The organism is Nonomuraea sp. AD125B (assembly GCF_041402765.1).
Lineage (GTDB): Bacteria > Actinomycetota > Actinomycetes > Streptosporangiales > Streptosporangiaceae > Nonomuraea > Nonomuraea bangladeshensis.
The window spans coordinates 512348-535025 of the sequence record NZ_JBGLOU010000004.1 but is presented as its reverse complement, the minus strand read 5'-3'; the positions used below and the strand labels follow the sequence as shown (position 1 = coordinate 535025).

Sequence of the window (22678 nt, the reverse complement as noted above, 5' to 3'; positions counted from 1 at the left end):
CCTGGAAGCCGCCCAGCAAGCCCGCGACCTGGTGCTGCGCAAGGCCGAGGAGGCCGGCAAGGCCAGGCTCGCGGAGCTGCGCAAAGCGGTCAGGACCGCGAAGGAGGCGGTGGTGACCGCCGAGCAGGCGCTGCGCCAGGCCAGGCAGCTCTCCCCGGCCCGGATGAAGGTGGCCGGCGCCAGGGCGGACGTGGCCGCCGCCGAGGAGATGCTGGCCGAGTACGCCCGCACCTACGGCGTGTCGATCCCGCCGGGCGAGGTGGTGTTCCTGCCGAAGCTGCCCGCCCGCGTCCAGAAGGTCGCGGCGAAGCCGGGCCGCCCCGTCGAGGGCGAGGTGGCGACGGTGACCAGCTCGGCGTTCGCGGTGACCGGTTCGGTCGAGGCCGCGGAGGCGGAGCTGCTCCGGCCCGGCATGAAGGCCACCGTCGAGCTGGACTCGGGCCGGACGTACCAGGCCAGGCTGAGCGCGGTCGGCGAGAAGGCTGGGCGGCCCGGCGGGGAGGAGCCGCCCGAGGGCTCCCGGGCCGTCCTGCTCACGCCGAGCGGGCGTGCGGGCCTGCGGGCGGGCGTCGCGGTGACCGTACGGGTGACGGTGGGCGCGACCGAGGAACCGGTGCTGGTCGTCCCGGTGGCCGCGGTGATCACCTCGGCGGACGGCAGGGCCCGGGTGCGGGTCGAGTACGCCACGGACCGGACCAGGGACGTCGAGGTGCGCACGGGCCTGACCGCCGACGGGAACGTCGAGGTCAGCGGCGCGCTCAAGGAGGGCGAGCGGGTGGTGGTGAGCGGTGGCTGAGCGAGAGTCACCGCCGCCCGTCGTCGAGCTGGTGAAGGTCTCCAGGGAGTATCCCGCCGCGCCGCCGGTCCGCGCGCTGCGCGAGGTGTCGCTGCGCGTGGAGCGGGGCGAGCACCTGGCGATCGTCGGCCCGTCGGGCTCCGGCAAGTCCACGCTGCTGAACGTGGTCGGGCTGCTGGACCGCCCGACGTCCGGCGGCTACCGCCTGGACGGCGTGGAGACCACGACGCTCAGGGACGGGGCCAGGACCCGGCTGCGCGGCGACCGGATCGGCTTCGTCTTCCAGTCCTTCCACCTGCTCCCGCACCGCAGCGTGCTGGAGAACGTGATGCTCGCCGAGGTCTACGGCACCCAGCCGCGCAAAGGCAGGCGGGAGCGGGCACTCGCGGCGCTGGACCGGGTGGGCCTCGGCCACCGGACGGGGTTCGCTCCGGACCGGCTGTCCGGCGGCGAGCGCCAGCGCGCGGCCATCGCCCGGGCCCTCCTCGGCGGCCCGTCGCTGCTGCTGTGCGACGAGCCCACCGGCAACCTGGACAGCCGCAACACCGAGGCGGTGCTCGACCTGTTCGGCGAGCTGCGGGAGCAGGGTTTGACGATCGTGGTCATCACGCACGAGCCGGAGGTCAGCGAGCGGGCCGGGCGCCGGGTGCGGATCACCGACGGCGTGCTGGTGGAGGAGTGATGCACGTACGCGACCTGGCCGGCGAGGCCGTCGCCGGACTGCTGGCCAGGCCGGTGCGCACGGCGCTGACCACACTCGGCACCGTGCTCGGCATCACCACGCTGGTCGTCACGCTGGGCGTGGCCGCCACGGCGGGCAACCAGATCGTCGGCCGCTTCGACGAGCTGGCCGCCACGGCCATCACGGTGGAGGTGCCGGAGTCCACGACGGGGAAGCCGGTGGTGGCCTGGGACGCCGTGGACCGGCTGACCCGGCTGCGCGGCGTGGAGTCGGCGGCCGCCGTGGCCGACGCGGAGGAGGGCGCGAACGTGTCCGTACGCTCCAACGCCCTCGTGGACCCCGCCCGGGTCACCACGCACGCCCTGACCGTGCTGGCCGCCACGACCGGGCTGCCCGGGGCCGCGCGCGGCCGGATGACGCAGGGCCGCTTCTACGACGAGGGGCACGTCCGGCGCGGCGACCGGGTGGCCGTGATCGGCGAGGAGGCGGCCAGGATGCTCGGCATCACCCGGCTCGACCGGGCGCCTGCGATCTTCGTGGGCGGGCACGCGTACACGGTGCTCGGGGTCCTCGGCGACCTGCGGCGGGAGCGGAACCTGAGCGCGGCCGTGATCCTGCCGCCGACCGCGGGGCGGCGGTTCGGGCTGCGCGAGGTCACCAGGGTGCTGGTCAACACCAGCCTGGGCGCGACGGACCTGATCGCGCGCCAGGCCCCGGTGGCGCTCAGCCCCGGCGCCGGCGACCTGCTGCAGGTGATCGTCCCGCCCAGCCCGGCCAGGGCCAGGGACGCGGCGCGGGACGACGCCGACGCGCTCTTCCTGATCCTCGGCCTGGTCTCGCTCGTCGTGGGCGCGCTCGGCATCGCGAACGTCACGCTCGTCACCGTGATGGAGCGCGTCCAGGAGATCGGCCTGCGCCGGGCGCTCGGCGCGGCCAGGCGGCACGTCGCCGCCCAGTTCCTGCTGGAGTCCACGCTGATCGGGCTGGCCGGCGGCGTGATCGGCGCGAGCCTCGGCGTGGTCGCGATCGTCGCGGTCTCGGCCGTCCAGCGGTGGACGCCGCTGCTGGACGTGCGGCTGGCGATCGCCGCGCCGGTCGCGGGGGCGCTGGTGGGGCTGCTGGCCGGGCTGCATCCGGCGTGGCGCGCGGCCAGGATGGAGCCCGTGGACGCGTTGCGGTGAACCCGACGTGAACCCGATCGGCCCGCCGGCACGTCATAGGGGCATGAGGATCTGGCGCATCGCGCTCACGCCGTTGCTGGTGCCGGCTCTGGTCGCCGTGCCGGCCGTTCCTGTGGCCGCCGCCGTCCAGCGGAAGGTGCTGGTGGACTACCGGAGGCAGGGCGGGTTCGCGGGTTTCGACGACCATGTGATCGTCTACCGCGACGGCTGTGTGCGGCTGAGCCGCCGTACCGGGCCGACCGTGGACAAGTGCCTCACGGGCAAGGAGGAGCGCAGGCTCGCTACGGCGCTGAAGAGCCTGCGCGTCGGCCGCTCGGAGCCGGCCCCGCGGGGCGCGGACTTCCTCAAGTACACCCTCGCCCACAAGGGGCACCGCGCGACCCGCTACACGCTCCCGAAGAGCTGGCAGCCGGTGGTGAAGCAGCTCGACGCGGCCATGACGAAGTACTGGGCGCCGGACTGAGCCCGGCCTCCATCAAGTGATTGACCGGCGGGGCGTGGTGGAACTATGTTCGGCGCATGACACCAGCGGACGGCGGTCAGGTCGCCCTGATCGTCAAGGTCGCCACGCAGCTCTTCGCGGCCCTCGGCTACGACGGCACTTCCACCCGCCAGATCGCCGAGGCCGCCGGACTCAACATCGCCACCGTCAACTACCACGTCGGCGGCAAGCGCGAGCTCTACCTCGCGGTCATGGAACGCGCCCACCTGGCCGAGCGGACCGCCCTCGACCAGGCGCTGGCCCGGCTCACCGGCACCGACCCCGTCGTCGCGATCCACCGGCTCCTGGACGATTACCTCGACTTCTGCGTCGACAACCCCGAGATCCCCGCGCTGTGGATGCACCGCTGGCTCTCCGACGCCAGCGACATCACCGAGCTGGAACGCGAGTACGTCCAGCCGCTGATCGCGAACGTCGGCGCGGCGCTGCTCCCGGCCCGCGAGGCGGGCGTCATCGCCGCGGGCGTGGACCTCGAGTACACGATCTGGTCCGCGATCTGGTCCATCCACGGCTTCGCCAAGGGCGGCGTGCTGGACGCCGAGGGCCGCCGGCGCGGCGCGGGCGACCGGGCGGCGCTGCGGCGCTTCCGCGCCCACCTGCACCAGAGCCTGCACCGCACGCTCGGCCTCCCCGGCGACGCCCCATGACCGAACCCGCGATCGGCCCCACGACCGGCCCCGCGACCGGCCCCGCGACCGGAGGCGTCGTCGAACGCCCGCTCGGCCGCGGCCGGCTGCTCGGCTACGGCGTCGGCTCGATCGGCACCGGCGTCTTCTCCGCCGTCCCCGGCCTGCTGCTGCTCTACTACCTGACCGACATGCTGGGCGTCCCCGCCGCGGTGGCGGGCGTCGTGCTCGTCGCGCCCAAGATCTGGGACGTGCTGCTCAACCCGCTCGTCGGCGCGGCCAGCGACCGCGAGGCCGTACGCACGGGCCGCCGCACCCGGCTGCTCGCGATCGGCGCGGCGGCGCTGCCGGTGACGTTCGCGCTCATGTTCGCCGTGCCAGGAGGTGTGCCCGGCGGCGTCCCGGGGGCCCTCTGGTCGGGGGTCGCGTTCCTGCTGGCGGCGACCGCGTTCGCCTGTTTCCAGGTGCCGTACGTGGCCCTGCCCGCCGAGATGGCGGGCACCCGGAGCGCGCGGACCCGCATCATGTCCTGGCGGGTGGTGTGCCTGACCGTCGGCATCCTCGTCGCGGGCGGACTGGCCCCGGCCGTGGTGGACCTGGCGGGCGGCGGCCGGACCGGCTACGCGGTCATGGGCGTCGTCATCGGCGCGCTCATGGCGGCGGCCCTGGTCGCCGCGACGCTCGGCACCCGCTGGGTGCCGTCGCGGCCGGGGCCGCGCCCGCTCGGGCCGGTGGCCGCCTTCCGGCTGGCGCGCGGCAACCGGCCGTTCTTCGTGCTGCTGGCCGCGTTCGTGACGCAGGCGCTGGCGGTGGCGGTGATGCTGGCCGGGGCGCCGTACGTGGCGTCGTACCGGCTGGGCGACTACGGACTGACGTCGGTGATGTTCGTCTGCCTGGTCGGGCCCAGCATGCTCGCGGTGCCCGGATGGGCGTGGCTGGCCCGGCGGCACGGCGCGGTGCGCTGCTACCTCGCCGCCTCGGCCGGGTTCTGCGCGGTCGCGGTCGCGCTGATCCCGGCCATCGCGGTCGGTTCAGCCGGAGGTGGGCTGGTGGTCACGCTGGCGCTGACCGCGCTCGCGGGCGTCTGCTACGCGGCCCTGCAACTGCTGCCGCTGTCGCTGCTGCCGGACACCGTGCACGCCGACGCCGCCCGGACCGGGCAGGCGCAGTCGGGCGCGTTCACCGGCCTGTGGACGGCGGGCGAGACCGCGGGGCTGGCGCTCGGCCCGGGGCTGTTCGCGCTGGTGCTGACGCTGTCGGGGTTCGTCTCGGCGCCCACCGGATCGCCCGTCGCGCAGGAGCCCGTGGCCCTGACCGGCCTGCTGCTCGGGTTCACCGCGCTGCCCGCCCTGCTCATGTTGATCAGTCTGCCGTTCGTGGCCCGCTACGGCCGCCTCGCGAAGGAGCCCGCGTGAACCTCCCCCCGACCGGACGCGCCACCGCCGACCTGCTGGCCGAGCTCGCCCGGCTCAAGGCGGACGACCTGCCGGTGCGCGGCGGCCAGGTGACCGCCTACGTGTACGACACCGGCCGCGCCGAGGTCAACGACGCGGCGGAACGGGCCTACTTCGAGATGCTGGAGGTCAACTGCCTGGACCCGACCGCCTTCCCCAGCATCGTCGAGATGGAGCGCCAGGTCGTCGGCGCGGTCGCGGACGAGCTGGGCGGCGGCCACGGCGTCTTCACCAGCGGCGGCACCGAGTCGATCATGCTGGCCGTGAAGGCGGCCCGCGACCACGCCGGTCGGGAGCGGCCCAACCTGGTGCTCCCTGTCACCGCCCACCCCGCCTTCCACAAGGCCGCCCACTACCTCGGCGTCGAGGTGATCGCCGTGCCCGTGGACCTGGAGACCTACCGGGTGCGGCCGGCGGACGTCGCCGCCGCCATGACCGAGGACACGGTCCTCGTCGTCGTCTCCGCGCCGTCCTACCCGCAGGGCGTCATCGACCCGGTCGAGGAGGTGGCCGCCGTCGCCGCGGCGGCCGGGGTGCCGTGCCACGTGGACGCGTGCGTCGGCGGCTGGCTGCTGCCGTGGCTGCGCGCGGCCGGCGCCGAGATCCCGCCGTTCGACCTGTCGGTGCCGGGCGTCACGTCGCTCTCCTGCGACCTGCACAAGTTCGGCTACGCCCCCAAGGGCGCCTCGGTCGTGCTGTTCGCCGACCCCGCGATGCGGCGAAAGGCGTACTTCGCCTCGGCGGCCTGGCCCGGCTACACGATCATCAACGCGACCGTCCAGAGCTCCCGGTCGGCCGGGCCGCTCGGCGGCGCGTGGGCCACCCTCCAGGCGCTCGGCCGCGAGGGGTACGTCGAGCTGGGCCGCGCCACCCTGGAGGCGGCCAGGCGGCTGCGCGAGGGCATCGCGCAGATCCCCGGGCTGCGTCCGCTGGGCGAGCCCGAGTCGTCCCTCGTGGCCTTCGCCGGCGACGGGGTGGACGTGTTCGTGCTGGCCGACGAGGCCCGCGCCCGGGGCTGGTTCCTGCAGCCGCAGCTCTCGTACGCGGGCATCCCGGCCAACCTGCACATCACCGTCACCGGCGTGACGCTGGCCGGGGTGGACGCCATGCTCAAGGTGATCGCCGAGTCGGCCGCGGCCGCCCGCGAGCGCGGCCCCGTCGAGCTGCCGGACGGCCTGGTCGAGCTGGTGGCCGGGCTGGACCTCGACGCGCTCGACGACGCCTCCTTCGCCGAGCTGGCCGCCTCGGTCGGCGCGGACCTGCGGCCGGGCGCCGGCCGGCCCGAGATGGCCGTGGTCAACACCGTGCTGGACGCCCTGCCCGCGAGCAGCCGCGAGGCCGTGCTGGTGCGCTTCCTGTCGGTCCTCTACGGCACGGGCTGACGGGTCACTGGAGGTCGTCGAGCTGCTCCAGGGCGAACGAGCGGATCTCCTCGTCCTCGGCGGTGGCCGCGTGCGCGAGGAGGTTGGTGTCCTCCTCGTCGGACAGCCGGGCGGCGGCCGCCGCGGCGAACATCCGGGCCGTGCGGTCGCCGCCCTCCAGCCGGGCGACGACCTCGCGCGGGTCGATCTCCTCGGTGTCGAGGCGTACGAGCCACTCGGTCAGCTCCTTGAGCTCGGCGTCCTCCAGGGCCTCCGCCCCGGCCGCGAGCTGCTCGGTCCCTGCCTCGGCCAGGAAGGAGAGGACCTTCCAGCGCACGGCGTCGTCACCGTCGCGGACCAGGGCGAGCGCCCTGGCGGCGAGCGGGCCGTCGGCGTCCCCCGCGTTCAGCACGGTCTCGACCGCGAAGAAGCGCACCTGGCGGAGCGGGCTGGCGAGCAGGGCGGGCAGCTCGTCGGCCAGCGGCGCGGCGAGCTCACCCAGCTCTGACAGCAGCCAGGCGCCCGTGCGCACGACCTTCTCCGCGTCGCTGCTCAGCAGCCGGCGCAGGTTGTCCACCGGGTAGCCGGCGAACACCTCCTCCAGCAGGTCGTTGGCCGCCGAACCGAGGACGTCGTCGTCGTCGGCGTGGGCGAGGACGCGTGCGATCAGGTCGTCGCCTGTCTGGGTGTGCATGCGCTACTTGTTCCTTCCGAAGAGCCGTCGCAGAGCCCCTTCTTCCCGTCGAATCCGCTCCGCGTGGCCGGCTTCGTAGCCCAGTCGCTGCTCCTCCGCCTTCCGTTTCGCGATGCTCTTCTTCAGGTCGTCCTCCAGCTTCTTCTTCTCGGCCTCGCTCATGCCCCTGGTGCTCTGCGGGATCGCACCATGGAACTTACCGGTCTCGTCCCTGCGGCCCCGTCCGCCGCCTCCGCCCCGGCCGCCGCCGCTGTTGCCCCGGTTGTTCCTGCGGCCCATCTGCGCGATGCCGTCCCGTACGGACCGGGGCCCGGACGGGTTGCGCAGGCCCGCAGGACGCATGGGGACGACCCCGCGCGGGCCACCGGCGAGTGCCGGCGAGCCCATGGGCCCGCGCGGGAGCTTCATGGTGTCGAGGACGCGGCGCATCGGCTCGGTGACCTTGCGCCGCATCAGCGGGGCGAGGACCTTGCCGGTGCCCTCGGCGCCCTGGCGCAGGATCCCGCCGACCGCCCTGCGCCCGGCGAGCACGCGGGCCGTCGCGTACGTCGCGCCGACCGCTCCGCCGAAGGCCAGCAGCTTGGCCACGTCCACGGCGGCGAACACGGCCTGCGTGCCCGCCGCGACCTTCACCGCCGACACCACGGACGCGCCGCCGTCGATCACCCGGGGCATCGACCGCAGGGCGGCGTCGGCCTGGGCGAGGTGGCCGCCCTGCCCGCCGTGCTGGTCCCAGAAGGACTGCAGGTGGGTGGCGGACTCGCCCTTGTGGACCTGCCCCACGCCCTGCACGCCCGCGTCGACCTGGGCCGCCGCGGGCAGGGCGGTGGTGTGGGCGGTGCGCACGGCCGCGCTCTCCCGCCCCATGTCGTCCTCGTCGATGTTGGGCCAGGGGCCGAGCATCGCCATCATCGAGGCCGCCGCCGGCGGCAGGATCACGCCCACGTGGTCTCCACGTCACCGACGACCGCGGTGTTGGCCGATTCGGCGTCGCGGCTGTTCCTGGCGGTGTCGTGCAGGCCGTCGCCGGTCCTGACGAGCATCGCGTGCAGGCCGCCCAGCGCGGCCATCGAGGTCTCGCGGCACTCGGCGTAGAAGCTGGTGAACACGGAGAACAGACCGTCGTCCCCCCAGGACGACACACCGTCGCCTCGCGCGTGCATCGGGGTCAGCACGGCGCCGTAGTCCTCGCCGTGGGCCCTGACACGCGCGGCCTCCCGTTCCACCGCGCCGAAGGCGATCTCAACTTCCGTCATGGCGAATGACGATATAAGCCCTTCTGTCACTTCGGACGACACTTTCCAGTCATGATCTTGTGATCTGTCGGACATCGGAGGGATCGTGGCCGTCTAGACTGTGCCTTCGTCCGTTCAGCTGCCGTCATGCCGGAGGAGGTCGCATGCCGTCCCCCGCTCCCGAGGACGACGCCCGCTACCTGGCCGACTACTACGAGCAGGCCCGGCGGGTCATGCGCGACCTCCAGGCCGCCCGTGCCGCGATCGGGCAGGTCGAGGGCCGCGCCCGGAGCAAGGACGGGCTGGTGGAGGCCGTCGCCACCGGCCACGGCGAGCTCACCGGCCTGCGCCTCGACCCCCGAGCGCTGCGCCTCGGTGAGGCGGCGCTCGGCCGGGAGGTGACGGCGGTGCTGCGCGCGGCCCAGGACGACGCCGAGCGCAGGGCCAAGGAGATCGCCGACAAGGTCGCCGGGGCCGCGACCCTGCCCGAGCCGCTGGACGAGAGCTTCGTCCGCGACCGGGTGGAGCAGGTGGCCCGCGACCTGCTCTGAGGAGGCCACTCGTGTTCGAGCACCGGTACGACCCCGCCGACATCAAGGAGCGCGACCTCGACGAGGCCGGCCGCGCGGGCGAGCGGATGCTGGCCTGGCTGGAGAGCGCCCAGGAGGACCTCGAACGGGTCGTCGGCGCGGGCAGGTCGCGCTCGGGGCAGGTCGAGGCGCGGGTCGACGCGAACGGCCGGGTGCTCAAGGTCTCCTACGGCCCCCGCGCCACCAAGCTGCCGAGCCGTGACCTGGCGGAGGAGACGCTGGCCGCCGTGCGCGAGGCGTGCGCCGACGCCCAGCGCCAGACCCACGACCTCATGCGCGAGGCGCTGCCCGGCTACGACCCCGCCGAGGCCGAGGCCCGTCTGGAGGCCATGCTCGGCGAGTGGCGCTGAGATCTGGCAGCCCGGTCAGTTCGTCGGGAGGATGGCGGTGACCAGGAAGCCGCCGTCCTCCACCGGCCCGGCCTTGAGCGTGCCGCCCGCCAGCTCCACCCACTGGCTCACCTCGCCCAGCCCCTCGCCGCCGAGTCCGGGCGGCGCGAACGCCTCCTCCGGCCGGGTGTTGCGCACGCTGACCCGCACCACGCCCGGCAGGTAGCGCACCTCCACGCGGGCGTCCGTGCCGGGCGCGTGCTCGCGCACGTTGGCCAGCGCCTCCTGCACCACCCGGTACGCCGTCCGCCCCACCTCCCCCGGCACCGGCACCGGCACGCCGCTCACCACCAGCTCCACGGGAACGCCGCGAAAGGCCGACTCCGACACCAGCGACCGCAGGTCGGGCAGCGGCAGCCCCAGGTCGAAGCCCTCCCCGGTGCCGCGCCGCAGCAGCAGGCTCATGTGCCGCAGCTCGTCCAGCGCCGCGCGGCCGGTCGCCCGCAGCTCCTCGGCGGCGGTCCTGGCGCGCTCGTCGGCCGCCTGCTCGGCCAGGGCGCCGGCCCGCAGGACCATGCGGCTGACCCGGTGGGTGACGACGTCGTGCATCTCGCCGGCCAGCCGCTCGCGCTCCACGCGCTCGGCCCGCTCCTCCAGCGCGCGCCGCAGCCGGGCGCCCGCCTCGGCGTACAGGCCGTACAGGACGGCGAAGGCGAGCACGATCTCGGTGCGCAGGACGAGGAAGGCCGCGCCCGGCCACTCGGCGGGCAGCAGCACGGCGAGGGCGAGGGCGAGCACGGGCAGCCAGCGCCGGGTGGCGTGGTGCCGCTCGGCGGCGAAGGCCATGGCCGCGTACACCGCGAACGGGCCGGCCGGCGGCCACACCGGCAGGTGGGCCAGCGGCGGCACCGCGGCCGGGGCCAGCGCGCAGAGCACCGGCAGCGCGGCCGCGGTGGCCGCGTTGATCCAGGCGACGGTCAGCGGGGCGCGCCGCATCCACAGCAGCGGCACCGTGACGGCGAGGAGGAGCGGCAGGAACGGCCCCCTCGGGTAGGCCGCCAGCGTCAAGCCCGCCGCGGCGAGGACCGCGACCGCATCGGCGAGCCGCGGGCGGGCACCGTCCACCGGCTCATCGTACGATCACGGACGGCACCTGCCCAGCGCCCCCTCACACCTTGGTGATGCGGACGGCGTCGGCGATCACGTAGCCGGTGGCCGAGGTCCAGCGGCTCACGCCGACCACGTTGTACGTGCCCGCGTTCAGCGTGTACGTCCCCAGCACCCGCCAGGCCCCGCCGCCCGACCGCTGGTCGACGCTGACCGTCTGGTTGCCTCCGGAGGCGGCCACGATGAACGGCGTGGCGCTGTTGTAGCCGGCGTTCGCCGGATACCACACCTCGACGCGGTAGCTGCCCGCGCTGGGGATGGTCGCCGCGTACCAGGCGGGGTCGCTGGCCGCGACCGGGTCGGCGAAGCGGTAGTCGGCGCCGTAGAGCTGGGTGGAGTAGGCGGAGGTGCCCCAGTTGCCGCTCGCCGTGAAGCCGGCGGCGGCGTTGTCCAGGATCACGCTGAACGCGCCGCCCGGGGAGCCGGCGGTCCGGCCCGCGCTGGGCGCGCTCTCCTGGTGCGTACGGGTGAGCGCGGTCACGTAGTAGGTGTTCGTGCCGCTCGCCGTGGTGTCGGTGAACGTCTTGGCCCTGGTCGTCCCGACGAGGTTGCGGGCGTCGGCGAAGAAGCACGGGTCGGCGGCCGACGGGGTGCCGGCGACGCGGTAGACCGCGTACGCGGTGCCGGAGCCGGTCCAGGTGAGCTGGACGCCTCCGCTGCCCTGGGTGGCCGCCGTGATGACCGGCGCGGCCGGAGCGGCGGCGGCGCCCCGGGCGGGCAGCAGGGCGGGCCTGGTGTAGTGGGCGTTGACCAGGCGGGTGATCGCGCCGATCCGGTCGGCCTTGACGTCCTTGGCGCTGAAGTAGACGTCGCCGACGATCTCGGGGTGCTGCCTGTTGTCGTGGAGATGGTCGCTCAGCTCCGCCGGGTCCTGCCAGGCGGCGTCCTGGCCGGAGGCGCCGGCGCGGTAGGCGGCCTGGCCGATGACGAGCTGCACGCCGGTGCCCTTGACGACGTCGGACCACCAGGCGGTCAGCACCTCGTAGGCGGCCGTGGAGAAGCCGAGGTGCCAGTAGATCTGCGGGGAGATGTAGTCCACCCAGCCCTGCTTGACCCAGGTGCGGCTGTCGGCGTAGATCGCGTCGTAGGACTGGAGGCCCGAGGTGCGCGAGCCGAGCGGGTCGGTGCCGGAGTTGCGCCAGATCCCGAACGGGCTGATGCCGAAGGAGACGTGCGGCTTGGCGGCGTGGATGCGCTGGTCGAGCTCACGGATCAGAAGGTTGACGTTCTCCCGCCGCCAGTCGGCGACGTTGCCGAACGAGCCGCCGTACTGGGCGTAGGTGGCCGAGTCGGGGATCGACTCGCCGCTCACCGGATAGGGGTAGAAGTAGTCGTCGAGGTGCACGCCGTCCACGTCGTACTTGGAGACCGCGTCCATGATGGCGTCCTCGATGAAGGCGCGGACCGCCGGGATGCCCGGGTTGTAGTAGAGCTTGCCGCCGTAGGCGAACCGCCAGGAGGGGTTCTTGCGCGCGGGGTGCGTGGAGACCAGCTTGGCCGGGTCGTCGTGGTTGGCGATCCGGTACGGGTTGAACCAGGCGTGGAACTCCAGGTTCCGGGCGTGGGCCTCGCTGACCATGAACGCCAGCGGGTCGTAGCCGGGGTTGCCGCCCTGGGTGCCGGTCAGCCATTGCGACCACGGCTCGTACGACGAGGGCCAGAACGCGTCGGCGGTCGGCCTGATCTGCACGACGACGGCGTTCATGCGCTTGGCCACGGCGAGGTCCAGCCAGGCGCGGAACTCGGCCTGCTGGGCGGAGGCGGTGAGCCCGGTGCGGCTGGGCCAGTCGATGTTCGCGACGGACGAGATCCACATGGCCCTGAGCTGGCGCTTCGGGGTGGCCGGATCGGTCTGGCAGGCGGCCGCGACGGCGGCGGGGACGGGCACGACGAGGGTGACGAGTGCGGCGGTGAGCGCCGCCATGAGGGTACGCAGGAGCGCGGTCACGAAGGGAAGTTTCAGCGCATCATCCGGAAAGCGCAATAGTTTTCACGCTTTTGCGGGGGCCCAACTTCGGACATCCAGTCAACGAAGGTGAAAAGTTTCACCGAACTGGCGAGTAATGTCAATTATCGACATCGGTCAGGTAGTTGCCGTAGCGTGCGAGCCGTCACCCTTGTGAACGAGGAGCCCCCCATGGAACTCGCCCGCACGCGATTAACAGCCCTCGCCACCTCCTTCCTCGCCGTCCTCGTCCTCGTCGCCACGGGCCGCCCCGCCCTGGCCGCGCCCACGGACGGCACGCTCACCGCCGCCTTCGCCAAGGCGGCGGCCACGTACGACGTGCCCCGCGACCTGCTGGTCGCCCTCGGCTACGCCGAGACCCACCTGGACGGCCACGACGGCAAGCCCAGCGCCAGCGGCGGCTACGGCGTCATGCACCTGGTCTCCAACCCCACCAACCACTCGCTGGAGAAGGCCGCCGAGCTCACCGGCCGCTCCGCCGACGAGTTGCGCACCGACGACGCCGCCAACGTGCTCGGCGGCGCCGCCGTCCTCCGCGCCCACGCCGACGCCCTCGGCCTCGACGAAACGGCCAGGAAGGACGCCGGCCGCTGGTACCAGGCCGTCGCCAAGTACGGCAACGCCACCTCGCCCGAGCTCGCCCGCCTCTACGCCGACGCCGTCTACGAGAGCCTCGGACTCGGCATCGACATCCGCGGCGTGCAGGTCAAGCCGCAGGAGGTCACCGCCGACCGCGGCCCGCTGGCCAAGGCCCGCGACCTCAACGCCAAGGCCGACGCCGGCGTCCTCAGCACCGACTACGGCCCCGCCGCCTGGGTCGCCGCCAGCTCCAGCAACTACACCGCCTCCAGCCGCCCGTCGAGCTACGCCATCGACCGCGTGATCATCCACGTCACGCAGGGCTCGTACGCCGGCACCATCTCCTGGTTCCAGAACTCCTCCGCCCAGGTCTCGGCCCACTACGTGGTCAAGTCCTCCAACGGCGCCATCACCCAGATGGTGCGCGAGAAGGACATCGCCTGGCACGCCGGCAACTGGACCTACAACACCCGGTCGATCGGCATCGAGCACGAGGGCTACGTCAGCGACGCCTCGTGGTTCACCGACGCGATGTACCGGGCGTCCGCGGCCCTCACCAAGGCCATCTGCGACAAGTACGGCATCCCCAAGGACCGCAGCCACATCATCGGCCACAACCAGGTGCCCGGCGCCACCCACACCGACCCGGGCTCCAACTGGAACTGGACCACGTACATGAACTACGTGACCGGTGGCGGCGGCACCCCCTCGTGGACCACCACGATCGACAACACCACCTCCGGCCAGTTCACCGCCAGCGCCAACTGGGGCACCTCCACGTACTCCAGCCAGCGCTACGGCTCCGACTACCGCTTCGCCGACCCGGTCTCCGCCAGCGACCCGGCGTGGTACTCGGCCGCCATCCCCAGCGCGGGCACGTACCGCGTCGAGGTCTGGTATCCGGCCGACGCGGGCTACAACAGCTCGGCGCCGTACATCGTGGCGGCCTCAGGCGGCAACCAGACCGTCTACGTCGACCAACGCAGCGGCGGCGGCACCTGGAAGAGCATCGGCACGTTCTCGCTGAACGCGGGGACGTACAACGTGGTCGGAATCAGCCGGTGGACCGCCGGCACCGGCTACGTCATCGCCGACGCCGTCCGCATCAGCCGCGTCTGACCCCTCCAGAACCAAGGCCCGTGCCCACCACCGCAGCGGTGGGCGCGGGCCTTCCGTCAGAAATCAAACTCCCCAAGCTTCGCGCCCCCGACAAAGGCACGGAAGACCTCGCCCCGTAGGACCAGCGCCTCGGCCTCGGGTTGCTCGGAGTCGCGGATCGCATAACGATCATCGCTCAGCTTCGCGGCGTAGAGACAGTCGCCGCCGTTCGGACCGGAGAGCGAGGACTTCGTCCACCTGGCGCTCTCCAGCTCGGCACGCAGTTCATCACTGATCTTCATACCTTGCCGCCACCTCACGTATCAGTCGCCGACTTACGTGTACAGGGTGCGCCCACTTGTGAATTGCGTCATAGAGGAGATTAACCTGCCTCACCATCTCCTCGCGAGGAGAGACAGTGCCTCGTACGACGTCCTCGACGTAGACGTGCTCCGGAATGCCGTGGCCCTTGGCGAGGGCGAACCCGCCGAGCACGCCTGCGGTTACTCCGACGTCGAGGGGCACGATCTGGATGCAGATGTTGGGCTGCTCAGCCGCCTTCAACAGATGCGCCAACTGTTCGCGCATCACCTCCTTGCCGCCTACGGGCCGGATCAGCGCGCATTCGTCGATCAGCGCCCAGTATGAGGGCGGGACCACCCGCCCGAGGATGGCCTGCCGACGAAGCCGGGTCTCGACGGCATCCTCGATCCACTGCTCTGTGGCTCCCGGCGCTACCGAAAGCATGGCCCGCGCGTAACGGGCCGTCTGGAGGAGGCCCGGCACCACGAGGGGCTGCCAAGTCCGAATGGTGTGCGCCTTCTCCTCCACCTTCGGCCACTCACTGAACCACGTAGGCGTGGACATGACCGTCGTGTTGGGCAGGAGCCCGTACAGCTCGCCGTTCAACCCCAGCGCCGCCTCAGCCGCCAGGGTGAACCCCTTGCTCGGCCGCCGCTTGCCGCGTTCGATCAGGCCGACCAGGCTCTCGCTGCACGAAAGCAGCTCCCCCAGCGCCGCCTGCGACAGCCCTGCCGCTTCGCGCGCCTTCCTCAGAATCTCGCCGTAGACCTGTGCCGGCATGCCACGCCCTCTCAGGGGGACCCGGACAAGCCTCAGGAGGTCTGTCCGGCAACGGACGGTGACGGGTCGATCACATAGCAGCGCGCCGCCACTCTGAGGAGTGTTCTCGGACACTCGCAAAGCCGGAGCCGCACTATGGGCAACTCAGAGGTCGTCCTGTGGCGCAGCACGACGCTGCGCCGCGACGCCAGAACGTCATGGCAGGCACGCCAGGTCACCGGACTGTGGCTCGCCGACCATGATCCGGCGGTCAGGTCCGACGCGCTCCAGATCGTCGCCAAGCTGGTGGCCAACGTCCTCCAGCACGTCCCGAACGGCCGGGGCCGCGACTGGGTCGGCCTCCGCCTCGGCTTCGGCGACGACTTCGTCCGCCTGGAGGTGACCGACCCGGGCACCCCGTCCCCCGTGCCCTGCTTCGTCCCCCGCCAGCTCGATCCCTTGGCGGAGTCGGGTCGCGGCCTCGGCATCGTGGCCTGCCTCAGCCTCCGCCAGGGAACGCGCCTCCTCACGAGCGGACGTCGCGTCGTCTGGGCCGACGTAGCGGCAGGATGACGACGCCCCTGACCTTTCCCGGCTGGCAGATCATCGACGGCGCGGGAGGCGGCTACATCGCCATCCGCCTTGTCCTGGTGCCGTCCACGAGCGGACTCTCCAATGTGCGGTGCGGCGCGACCCTGGCCGAGCTGCACCGGCACCTGGAGGAGGAGACGCGTCGGCGCGCCCGTCAGGCGGTGGCGCCGCCGTCCACGACGTGGTCCTGGCCGACGACGTAGCTCGACTCGGGTGAGGTCAGCCAGAGCACCGCCGCCGCGATCTCCTCGGGGGCGGCGACCCGGCCGATGGGGAGTGAGGCGCGCATGCGCTCGTCCCGCTGTTCGACGGTCTCGCCCGGACGGGTCGACATCGGGGAGTCGATCGGGCCCGGGCTGATCGCGTTGATGCGGACGCCGTCGGCGATGTGGTCGCGGGCGGCGGTGCGGGTCAGGTGGCTGACGGCGGCCTTCGAGGCGGCGTACGCGCCCGCCCCCGCCAGCCGCCAGTGCGCGCCCAGGTTGGAGGCGACGTTGACGATCGTCCCGCCCCCGTGGGAGCGCATGTGGGCCACCTCGTGCTTCATCGACAGGAACAGGCCCTTGAGGTTGACCGCCAGCACCTGGTCGAAGACGTCCTCGTCGTAGTCGGCCACGGGCGCGAGCGTGCCGAAGATCCCGGCCGCGTTGCAGGCCACGTCGAGCCCGCCGAGGCGGGAGACGGCGGCGGCGACCATGGCGGCGGCCTCGGCCGAGCGGGAGACGTCGGCGGCGAACGCGCTCGCCCGGCCGCCGGCCGCCTCGATCTCCTTGACCAGGCCGGACAGGCGTCCGGCGTCGCGGCCGACCACCAGCACGGCGGCGCCCTCCCGCGCGTACGCCCGCGCCACCGCCCCTCCCACGACACCCGTCGCGCCGGTGACGAGGGCGACCTTCCCCGCGAAACGCTCACTCATGATTCTTGACCAATCGTTCTCAAATTTGGACGGCTGTCATGGCCTCTTCGACGGCGGCGCGGAGGCGGCGGGGGTCGGGGTCGGCGCGGCCGAGCACCCGTACGCCCTGGAGCAGCACGAGCAGGAACCTGGCCAGCGCGTACGGATCCTTGTGCCCGGGGATCTCCCCCTGGGCCCGCGCCCGCACCAGCGCCGCCGCGATGGCCGTCTCCAGCCCCGCCCAGCTCTCCACCACCCGCCGCGACACGACCGGGTCGCGCGAGCCGAACTCGACCGCCGTGTTGACCACCATGCACCCCCGCCGCAGCTCGTCGGCCAGGCACTCGGCCACGTAGCCGTCGAGGAAGGCGCGCAGCGCCGGCAGCACGGGCCCCGGCTGCGACAGCGGCCCCACCACGTCGTTGCGCGCGAGGTAGAGCTCCAGCGCCTTCAGATAGAGCTCGCGCTTGCCGCCGAAGGTGCCGTAGATGCTGGCCCGCGCGACGCCGAGCCGTTCCACGAGGTCGGCCATCGAGGTGCCCTCGTAGCCGCGCTCCCAGAACAGCTCCAGCGCCTTCTCCAGCGCGACCTCGGGATCGAACTCCTTGCTCCGTGCCACGGGAGCCACGTTAACACTATCTAGAACGATCGGTCAAAAATCATCGCGGCGTCAGGACCCAGCGCCAGGCGCCCTGCTTGTTGGAGTTCCGGTAGGCGGCGAGCTGGGTCATCCGCGATCCGTCCACGCTCACCAGCACCAGGCCGTTGTCGAACTCGTCCCCGCAGGAGCCCGCGCAGCCCAGGGCGAGCACGTTGTCGTCGTCCGCCCAGGCGTGCAGCTGCAGGACGTTCTGGCGGCCGACGATCTCGCCCGTCGCGCTGTCGGTGATCTCGGTGGGCAGTCCGTCGGGCCCGAGCACGCGGCGGCCGTCGGGCGAGAGCGCCGACTCCGTTGAGTAGCGGACGTAGCGCTGGCCCTGCGGGGCGTCGCGCGGCTCGCCGTCGAGGGTGTACCAGACACGATCGGGCTCGGTGTCCGTGGGCGCCCAGATCGCCGTGCCGTCCAGGCTCCAGCCGAGGTCCTGGCGGCCGTTCATGTTGGCAGGGACGTCATTGCCCGTCCGGGCGGGCAGCGCGTGGTAGACGGCCTCGCCGGACCCGACGTCGAGGATGAAGTAGCCGGTGCGCGGGCTGTCACGGAGGATCAGGCTGTCGGGCTCGGGCCCGCGCTCCACCGCGTCGGGATAACTGGAGTACGCGGTGGCGAGCACCTTCGTGCCGTCGGGCGACCAGGTGACCGAGGCCACCGGATGCTCCAGGTCGAACCACTTGAGAATCTGCCGGGTGTTCAGGTCCAGGATGCCCAGCCGCCGCGCGGGCAGCTCGCGCTCCAGCACGGCGGCGACCTGGAGCCCCGGAGCCACGTCCACCCAGCCCCAGGAGGTCCGCTCGTAGCCGCCGCTGCGCGGGTCGTACAGGGACCAGGTGCGCACGACGTGCCGCAGCCTCCCCTCGACCGGCTCCTCCTTCGTGGTGTAGTACGCCGACACCGCCAGCCGTCCCGCCGCGACCAGCCGGCTGGGCGGGCTGTGCTCGACGTCGGCGCGCACGTCGGTCGGGGCGGGCGAGGGCCGGGCCGGGAGCGTGATCCCGTCGGCCGGACGCACGCTGACCGCCGGCGCGGGACGGTCCCCCACCGTCCCCGCCACGAACGTGACGCCCGCGATCAGCGCCGCCACCAGCCCCGCCGCCAGTACGGCCACGCTCGCCGGCCGACGGACGCGCCTCCGTAGCGCCCGATCGGCCAGGTCGTGGGGAACGTGAACCTCCCCGGCCCACTCCTCCATCGTGTCGCGCAGCAACCGGGTCACCGGGCCACCTCCAGCTCTCGTGCCAGTTCGGGGGCGATCTCGCGCAGCCGCGCCAGCGACCGGTGCGCGGTGCTCCTGACCGTGCCGACCGAGCAGCCCAGCGTCCGCGCGACCTCCTGCTCGGGCAGGTCCTCGAAGTACCGCAGCACCACCACCGCGCGCTGACGCGGGGTGAGCCGGGCGAGCGCGGCCCGCAGCATCATGCGCAGCTCGCTCTGGTGGTTGAGGTCCCGCCCCGCGGTCTCCGGCGGGTCGGCCTGGATCACCTCGCCGCGCCGGGCGCTCGTCCGCCACCAGCTCACCTGCTGGCGGTACATGGTCTGCCGCACGTACGCCTCAGGGGCGGTCACCCGCCGCCATTTGGCGGCCAGCTTGGCCAGCGCGCTCTGCACCAGGTCCTCGGCCGCGTGCTGATCGCCGCCGGCGAGCAGGTACCCCAGCCTCATGAGCGCGGGGGAACGCGCGGCGACGAACTCGCGGAAACGCTGCTCGTCCGCGGCGTCCACGATCACCTCCGGAAGGTTCGACGTCACCCTCTCAGACGCCGCGTGGCCCCTCCGCTATGCGTGTTTCCGCGAGAAGATCCCCGGCCTGCTCCAGTACGTCGTCCACCGGCACGTCACGCACCCACGACACGTCGTGCGGGCAGCGCTCGCCCCGCGGGTCCACGCCGTCCGCGCCGCACACCGGGCAGCCGGTGGTCCACGAGATCAGCGGCCGGTGCCGGGTGCGGGTGAGCGGGCCGTAGCTGACGAGGTTCACGCACCAGTAGACGGCGACCGTGGCCGTGCCGACCGCCGCGGCCAGGTGGCGGGGGCCGGTGTCGTTGCCGATCACGAGGTCGCAGCGCTCGTACAGCGCGGCCAGCGCGCCGAGGCCGAGCGTGCCCGCGACGGCGACGGCGGGCCGGCGCATCGCGGCGACGACCCCCTCCACCAGGTCCCGCTCGGCGGCCGACCCGGTGACCACGACCGGCCGGCCGAGCCTGTCGGCGACCGCGGCGAAACGCTCCACGGGCCAGCGCCGGCGCGGGTCGCGCGCGCCCGGGTGCAGCGCGACCAGGCCGGGCGGCGGCGCGCCGAACGCGGCGGCCAGCTCCTCCCGGTCGCGGCCGGTGACCGCCACCCGCGGCTCCAGACCGCCCGCCCGGTCGCCCGCCCTGCCGCCGACCAGCGCGGCCACCTCCAGGAAGCGCAGGCTCTCGTGGTGGTGGTCGACGTACGGCACCCAGCGGTCCAGCTCGTCGGCGTCCGGCGTCCGCAGCCCCGCCGTCACCCGCGCGCCGAGCCGCCGGACGAACGGGTTGGAGTACCGGCCGCCGCCGTGGATCTGCACGGCCAGGTCGAAGGCCTGCTCGCGCAGCCCCTCGCACAGCCCGCCGGGGACCGGATGCCCGCCCTCGCTCGTGGACACGCCGGTGATCGGCGGCAGCGCGACCACCTCGTCCACCGGCCCCGGCCGCCCCTCCAGGAACCCGGCGTGCCACGGCAGGCCGAGCAACGTCAGTTTCGCGTCCGGATAGGCCGACCTGAGCGCGTCCAGGGCGGGCACGGACAGCAGGAAGTCGCCGATGGCGTTGGCCCGCAGCACGGCGATCCGCTCAACCCCGGGGACCAGCCCGCCCATCAGGCTTCCAGCACGTGGTCGTAGCACTCGGCCCGCCGGTCCACCACCGTGGTCGGCAGCTCCAGGTGGTAGGCGCGGCTGGGCAGCAGCCCGGCCCCGCCGTAGCGTTCCATGACGCGGAGCTGGGCGACGACGTCCTCGCCGGCGTGCGCACGCGGCACCGCACGCCAGAAGCCGAACCCGCCGCACTCCACCAGCCGCTCCCGGTCGTAGAGCACGCAGCCGCCGATCCAGGCCACCTTGTACGCCCGCCACCCCCGCTCCGCGCCCACCTTGGCGGCCAGGTGCAGCGGGTTGGCCGCGTTGTGCAGGGTGTGCCGCCGCCAGGCGGGCTGGTCCCTCCGCACCCGCTCGGGCCGCACGGGACCGGCCCACTCCTCGTACGAAGTCAGCTCGTGCGGCCGCACGTCCTCCCGGTACGACAGCCCGTGCAGCGCGTACCCGACGAACCCGCACCGCAGCTCGGCCAGAGCACCGGTCAGCGTGGCGAGGGCGTCCGGCTCCAGCCACACGTCGTCGTCCAGGTAGAGCGCGAACCTGCGCCGGGCCCGCTCCAGCAGGAACTGCCGCTGCTCGGCCAGGCCCTTCGGCGGCACGTTCCGCAGCGGCTCGACCGGCGAGCCCCGATGCTCCAGGATGCGCACGGCCGCCGCCACCAGCGGATGCTCCGCCACGGGCCGCGCCGACTGGTCGGAGACGACCACGCGGAAGCCGCCCGCGGTCTGGGCGGCGAGCCCGGCGAGCGTGACCGCCAGCGCGCCCGGACGGTCCTTCGTCGGGACGAGCACATCGAGTTCCGAGCCAACGTCGAGTTGGGAGCCCACATCGAGTTCTGAGCCGTGCACAGGAGCCCGGCTACCCCGGCGAAACCCCTCGATAACCTGCGGCGACACCCGGCACCCGGGGTTTGGAGAGCCCTTCTGCTGGTACTCGCCTGTCATGGGCACCACCAACGAGAAGATCATCAACGCAGTGGTCGTCGGTGACGTCATGCTCGACTCCTGGCTGCACGGCTCGGCCAAGCGGCTCGCGCAGGAAGCTCCGGTGCCCGTGATGAGCCTGGAGAGCACCGAGAACGCCCCGGGCGGCGCCGCCAACACCGCCGCCAACCTGGTCGCGCTCGGCGCACGCGTACGCCTGATCGGCGTGGCCGGCCACGACGAGCCCGGCGAGGAGCTGCGGCAGGCGCTGCGGCTGCTCGGCGTCGAGACGGACCTGCTGACCGTGCCGGGCCGACGTACCTCGCACAAACGGCGGCTGGTCACCGAGGGCCAGCTCATCGCCCGCTTCGACGACGAGGACCAGGACCCGCTCCCCGAGGAGGCCGAACGCGAGCTGCTGCGCCGCGTCGCGGCCGTCGCGCCGGCCGCCGACGTGGTCGTGGCCTGCGACTACGGGGGCGGCGTGTTCACCCCGGCGGTACGCAGGTCGCTCGCCGGCCTGCCCCTGCTCGTCGTGGACGCGCACGCGGTGGCCCCCTGGCGGGAGTGCCGGCCGAACGCCGTGCTGCCCAACTACGCCGAGGTCGTCCGGCTGCTCGCCGAGGAGGACGGCGAGCCGGACCGGCTGGGCTTCCTGATGGCGCGCAGCGACCGGGTGCTGGAGCTGACCGGCGCGGACATGGTGGTGACCACGCTCGACGGCGAGGGCACGCTGCTGCACCGGGCGGGCGTGCCGCCGTACCGGACGTACGCGCACCCGGCGCCGCAGCACATGGCGACCGGCGCGGGCGACACGTACACGGCGGCCTTCGCGCTCTGGCTGGCCGGCGGGGCCACCCCGGAGGAGGCCGCGCAGGCGGGCCAGGCGGCGGCCGCCGTCGTCGTACGCCGCCCCGGCACCGCCGTGTGCACCCGCCACGACCTGCTGCGCGCGCTGCGCCGCCGCGAGGGCGCGGTGCAGCCCCCGGAGCGCCTGGCCGAGCTGCTGGACGAGCACCGGCGGGCGGGCGAGAAGGTGGTGTTCACGAACGGCTGCTTCGACGTGCTGCACCGCGGCCACGTCACCTACCTGGAGCAGGCGGCGCAGCTCGGCGACGTGCTGGTGGTGGCGGTCAACAGCGACGCCGGCGTGGCCCGGCTGAAGGGCGCGGGCCGGCCGGTCAACTCGTGCGAGGACCGCATGTCGGTGCTGGCCGCGCTGCACGGCGTGGACTACGTGGTCGAGTTCGACGAGGACACGCCTGAGCGGCTGATCAGGATGATCCGCCCTGAGCTGTACGTGAAGGGCGGCGACTACACGCCGGAGATGCTGCCGGAGACGTCGCTCGTCCGCGCCCTGGGCGGCGAGGTGCGGGTGCTCGACTACCTGCCCGACCGCTCCACCACGGCGATCATCGGCCGCATGCGGTCACTGCCGGAGAACGCCTGAGGA

At 73.3% G+C, this 22678-nt stretch carries 25 protein-coding genes and 1 pseudogene; 13 read left to right on the top strand and 13 right to left on the bottom strand.

All coding sequences use genetic code 11. The annotated features are described in order from the left end of the window. The 7 genes and pseudogenes from ACBR40_RS14485 to ACBR40_RS14455 all read left to right on the top strand — a co-directional run. Positions 1-796: pseudogene (locus ACBR40_RS14485) on the top strand (peptidoglycan-binding protein); the annotation flags it as partial. After that, positions 789-1478 carry an ABC transporter ATP-binding protein gene (locus tag ACBR40_RS14480; RefSeq protein WP_371248981.1) on the top strand — a complete coding sequence of 230 codons (690 nt, stop codon included), beginning with the start codon at positions 789-791 and terminating at the stop codon, positions 1476-1478. The pseudogene ACBR40_RS14485 and the gene ACBR40_RS14480, both read left to right, overlap by 8 nt. Then, positions 1478-2659, top strand: a complete 1182-nt coding sequence (locus ACBR40_RS14475; RefSeq protein WP_371248980.1) for an ABC transporter permease — start codon at positions 1478-1480, stop codon at positions 2657-2659. Before ACBR40_RS14480 ends, ACBR40_RS14475 begins: the two co-directional genes overlap by 1 nt. 43 nt (positions 2660-2702) lie before the next feature. Further along, on the top strand, positions 2703-3122 hold the full coding sequence (locus ACBR40_RS14470) for a hypothetical protein (RefSeq protein ID WP_371248979.1): 420 nt from the start codon (positions 2703-2705) through the stop codon (positions 3120-3122). Positions 3123-3178: 56 nt separating this feature from the next. Further along, positions 3179-3808 (top strand): TetR/AcrR family transcriptional regulator, encoded by a 630-nt coding sequence (locus ACBR40_RS14465; RefSeq protein WP_371248978.1) that lies wholly within the window; start codon positions 3179-3181, stop codon positions 3806-3808. Continuing rightward, positions 3805-5202, top strand: a complete 1398-nt coding sequence (locus ACBR40_RS14460; RefSeq protein ID WP_371248977.1) for an MFS transporter — start codon at positions 3805-3807, stop codon at positions 5200-5202. Before ACBR40_RS14465 ends, ACBR40_RS14460 begins: the two co-directional genes overlap by 4 nt. Continuing rightward, on the top strand, positions 5199-6623 hold the full coding sequence (locus tag ACBR40_RS14455) for an aspartate aminotransferase family protein (protein ID WP_371248976.1): 1425 nt from the start codon (positions 5199-5201) through the stop codon (positions 6621-6623). Before ACBR40_RS14460 ends, ACBR40_RS14455 begins: the two co-directional genes overlap by 4 nt. A gap of 4 nt (positions 6624-6627) precedes the next feature. On the opposite strand, the gene ACBR40_RS14450 is transcribed toward ACBR40_RS14455, so the two are convergent. Genes ACBR40_RS14450 through ACBR40_RS14440 form a run of 3 tightly spaced genes read right to left on the bottom strand, consistent with a single transcriptional unit; the run spans position 6628 to position 8552 of the window. After that, a complete protein-coding gene (locus tag ACBR40_RS14450; protein WP_371248975.1) occupies positions 6628-7296 on the bottom strand; it encodes a hypothetical protein in 669 nt (222 codons plus the stop codon). Between the two features lie 3 nt (positions 7297-7299). Beyond that, positions 7300-8241, bottom strand: coding sequence for a hypothetical protein (locus ACBR40_RS14445; protein ID WP_344213384.1), 942 nt, complete (start codon positions 8239-8241; stop codon positions 7300-7302). Beyond that, positions 8232-8552, bottom strand: a complete 321-nt coding sequence (locus ACBR40_RS14440) for a hypothetical protein (RefSeq protein ID WP_344213386.1) — start codon at positions 8550-8552, stop codon at positions 8232-8234. Before ACBR40_RS14440 ends, ACBR40_RS14445 begins: the two co-directional genes overlap by 10 nt. A gap of 143 nt (positions 8553-8695) precedes the next feature. Between ACBR40_RS14440 and ACBR40_RS14435 the strand changes: the two genes are divergently transcribed. After that, positions 8696-9082 carry a YbaB/EbfC family nucleoid-associated protein gene (locus tag ACBR40_RS14435; RefSeq protein ID WP_364461991.1) on the top strand — a complete coding sequence of 129 codons (387 nt, stop codon included), beginning with the start codon at positions 8696-8698 and terminating at the stop codon, positions 9080-9082. A gap of 11 nt (positions 9083-9093) precedes the next feature. Beyond that, positions 9094-9471, top strand: coding sequence for a YbaB/EbfC family nucleoid-associated protein (locus tag ACBR40_RS14430; protein WP_344213390.1), 378 nt, complete (start codon positions 9094-9096; stop codon positions 9469-9471). A gap of 15 nt (positions 9472-9486) precedes the next feature. Here the strand turns inward: ACBR40_RS14430 and ACBR40_RS14425 are convergent, their stop codons facing one another. Continuing rightward, positions 9487-10575, bottom strand: a complete 1089-nt coding sequence (locus tag ACBR40_RS14425; protein WP_371248974.1) for a sensor histidine kinase — start codon at positions 10573-10575, stop codon at positions 9487-9489. Positions 10576-10618: 43 nt separating this feature from the next. Then, positions 10619-12565, bottom strand: coding sequence for a family 10 glycosylhydrolase (locus ACBR40_RS14420; RefSeq protein WP_371248973.1), 1947 nt, complete (start codon positions 12563-12565; stop codon positions 10619-10621). A 189-nt stretch (positions 12566-12754) separates the two neighbouring features. Between ACBR40_RS14420 and ACBR40_RS14415 the strand changes: the two genes are divergently transcribed. Then, positions 12755-14281, top strand: coding sequence for an N-acetylmuramoyl-L-alanine amidase (locus ACBR40_RS14415; RefSeq protein WP_371248972.1), 1527 nt, complete (start codon positions 12755-12757; stop codon positions 14279-14281). Between the two features lie 56 nt (positions 14282-14337). Here ACBR40_RS14415 and ACBR40_RS14410 read toward each other — a convergent pair whose 3' ends face one another. Together ACBR40_RS14410 and ACBR40_RS14405 are read right to left on the bottom strand one after the other, a co-directional pair. Then, positions 14338-14562, bottom strand: a complete 225-nt coding sequence (locus ACBR40_RS14410) for a DUF397 domain-containing protein (RefSeq protein WP_371248971.1) — start codon at positions 14560-14562, stop codon at positions 14338-14340. Beyond that, a complete protein-coding gene (locus ACBR40_RS14405) occupies positions 14549-15343 on the bottom strand; it encodes a Scr1 family TA system antitoxin-like transcriptional regulator (RefSeq protein ID WP_371248970.1) in 795 nt (264 codons plus the stop codon). Before ACBR40_RS14405 ends, ACBR40_RS14410 begins: the two co-directional genes overlap by 14 nt. A gap of 135 nt (positions 15344-15478) precedes the next feature. On the opposite strand from ACBR40_RS14405, the gene ACBR40_RS14400 reads away from it, so the two are divergent. Beyond that, the gene (locus tag ACBR40_RS14400) at positions 15479-15895 is read left to right on the top strand and encodes an ATP-binding protein (RefSeq protein WP_371248969.1); all 417 of its coding nucleotides are present in this window, start codon (positions 15479-15481) and stop codon (positions 15893-15895) included. Further along, positions 15892-16116 (top strand): hypothetical protein, encoded by a 225-nt coding sequence (locus tag ACBR40_RS14395; RefSeq protein ID WP_371248968.1) that lies wholly within the window; start codon positions 15892-15894, stop codon positions 16114-16116. Before ACBR40_RS14400 ends, ACBR40_RS14395 begins: the two co-directional genes overlap by 4 nt. Here ACBR40_RS14395 and ACBR40_RS14390 read toward each other — a convergent pair. Genes ACBR40_RS14390 through ACBR40_RS14365 form a run of 6 tightly spaced genes read right to left on the bottom strand, consistent with a single transcriptional unit; the run spans position 16068 to position 21093 of the window. Next, positions 16068-16829, bottom strand: a complete 762-nt coding sequence (locus ACBR40_RS14390) for an SDR family NAD(P)-dependent oxidoreductase (protein WP_371248967.1) — start codon at positions 16827-16829, stop codon at positions 16068-16070. The genes ACBR40_RS14395 and ACBR40_RS14390 overlap by 49 nt on opposite strands. 19 nt (positions 16830-16848) lie before the next feature. Further along, positions 16849-17427: a TetR family transcriptional regulator C-terminal domain-containing protein gene (locus tag ACBR40_RS14385; protein ID WP_344213409.1), complete on the bottom strand. Its 579-nt coding sequence runs from the start codon at positions 17425-17427 to the stop codon at positions 16849-16851. A 40-nt stretch (positions 17428-17467) separates the two neighbouring features. Further along, a complete protein-coding gene (locus ACBR40_RS14380; protein ID WP_371248966.1) occupies positions 17468-18679 on the bottom strand; it encodes a hypothetical protein in 1212 nt (403 codons plus the stop codon). Continuing rightward, a complete protein-coding gene (locus ACBR40_RS14375) occupies positions 18676-19191 on the bottom strand; it encodes a SigE family RNA polymerase sigma factor (protein WP_371248965.1) in 516 nt (171 codons plus the stop codon). The genes ACBR40_RS14380 and ACBR40_RS14375 overlap by 4 nt, the downstream gene beginning before the upstream one ends. 25 nt (positions 19192-19216) lie before the next feature. After that, positions 19217-20305, bottom strand: coding sequence for a glycosyltransferase family 9 protein (locus tag ACBR40_RS14370; protein ID WP_371248964.1), 1089 nt, complete (start codon positions 20303-20305; stop codon positions 19217-19219). Next, a complete protein-coding gene (locus ACBR40_RS14365; protein WP_371248963.1) occupies positions 20305-21093 on the bottom strand; it encodes a glycosyltransferase in 789 nt (262 codons plus the stop codon). Before ACBR40_RS14365 ends, ACBR40_RS14370 begins: the two co-directional genes overlap by 1 nt. Positions 21094-21244: 151 nt before the next feature. Here ACBR40_RS14365 and rfaE2 point away from each other — a divergent pair, with 151 nt between their 5' ends. Next, a complete protein-coding gene (gene rfaE2, locus ACBR40_RS14360; RefSeq protein WP_371248962.1) occupies positions 21245-22675 on the top strand; it encodes a D-glycero-beta-D-manno-heptose 1-phosphate adenylyltransferase in 1431 nt (476 codons plus the stop codon). Positions 22676-22678 lie beyond the last annotated feature (3 nt).

Coding starts and splice junctions, on each gene's coding strand:
- ACBR40_RS14465 (WP_371248978.1), top strand. CDS start 3,179: ATGACACCAGCGGACGGCGGTCAGGTCGCCCTGATCGTCAAGGTCGCC.
- rfaE2 (WP_371248962.1), top strand. CDS start 21,245: ATGGGCACCACCAACGAGAAGATCATCAACGCAGTGGTCGTCGGTGAC.
- ACBR40_RS14435 (WP_364461991.1), top strand. CDS start 8,696: ATGCCGTCCCCCGCTCCCGAGGACGACGCCCGCTACCTGGCCGACTAC.
- ACBR40_RS14370 (WP_371248964.1), bottom strand. CDS start 20,305: ATGGGCGGGCTGGTCCCCGGGGTTGAGCGGATCGCCGTGCTGCGGGCC.
- ACBR40_RS14440 (WP_344213386.1), bottom strand. CDS start 8,552: ATGACGGAAGTTGAGATCGCCTTCGGCGCGGTGGAACGGGAGGCCGCG.
- ACBR40_RS14405 (WP_371248970.1), bottom strand. CDS start 15,343: ATGCCGGCACAGGTCTACGGCGAGATTCTGAGGAAGGCGCGCGAAGCG.
- ACBR40_RS14390 (WP_371248967.1), bottom strand. CDS start 16,829: ATGAGTGAGCGTTTCGCGGGGAAGGTCGCCCTCGTCACCGGCGCGACG.
- ACBR40_RS14415 (WP_371248972.1), top strand. CDS start 12,755: ATGGAACTCGCCCGCACGCGATTAACAGCCCTCGCCACCTCCTTCCTC.
- ACBR40_RS14395 (WP_371248968.1), top strand. CDS start 15,892: ATGACGACGCCCCTGACCTTTCCCGGCTGGCAGATCATCGACGGCGCG.
- ACBR40_RS14475 (WP_371248980.1), top strand. CDS start 1,478: ATGCACGTACGCGACCTGGCCGGCGAGGCCGTCGCCGGACTGCTGGCC.
- ACBR40_RS14460 (WP_371248977.1), top strand. CDS start 3,805: ATGACCGAACCCGCGATCGGCCCCACGACCGGCCCCGCGACCGGCCCC.
- ACBR40_RS14410 (WP_371248971.1), bottom strand. CDS start 14,562: ATGAAGATCAGTGATGAACTGCGTGCCGAGCTGGAGAGCGCCAGGTGG.
- ACBR40_RS14400 (WP_371248969.1), top strand. CDS start 15,479: ATGGGCAACTCAGAGGTCGTCCTGTGGCGCAGCACGACGCTGCGCCGC.
- ACBR40_RS14470 (WP_371248979.1), top strand. CDS start 2,703: ATGAGGATCTGGCGCATCGCGCTCACGCCGTTGCTGGTGCCGGCTCTG.
- ACBR40_RS14450 (WP_371248975.1), bottom strand. CDS start 7,296: ATGCACACCCAGACAGGCGACGACCTGATCGCACGCGTCCTCGCCCAC.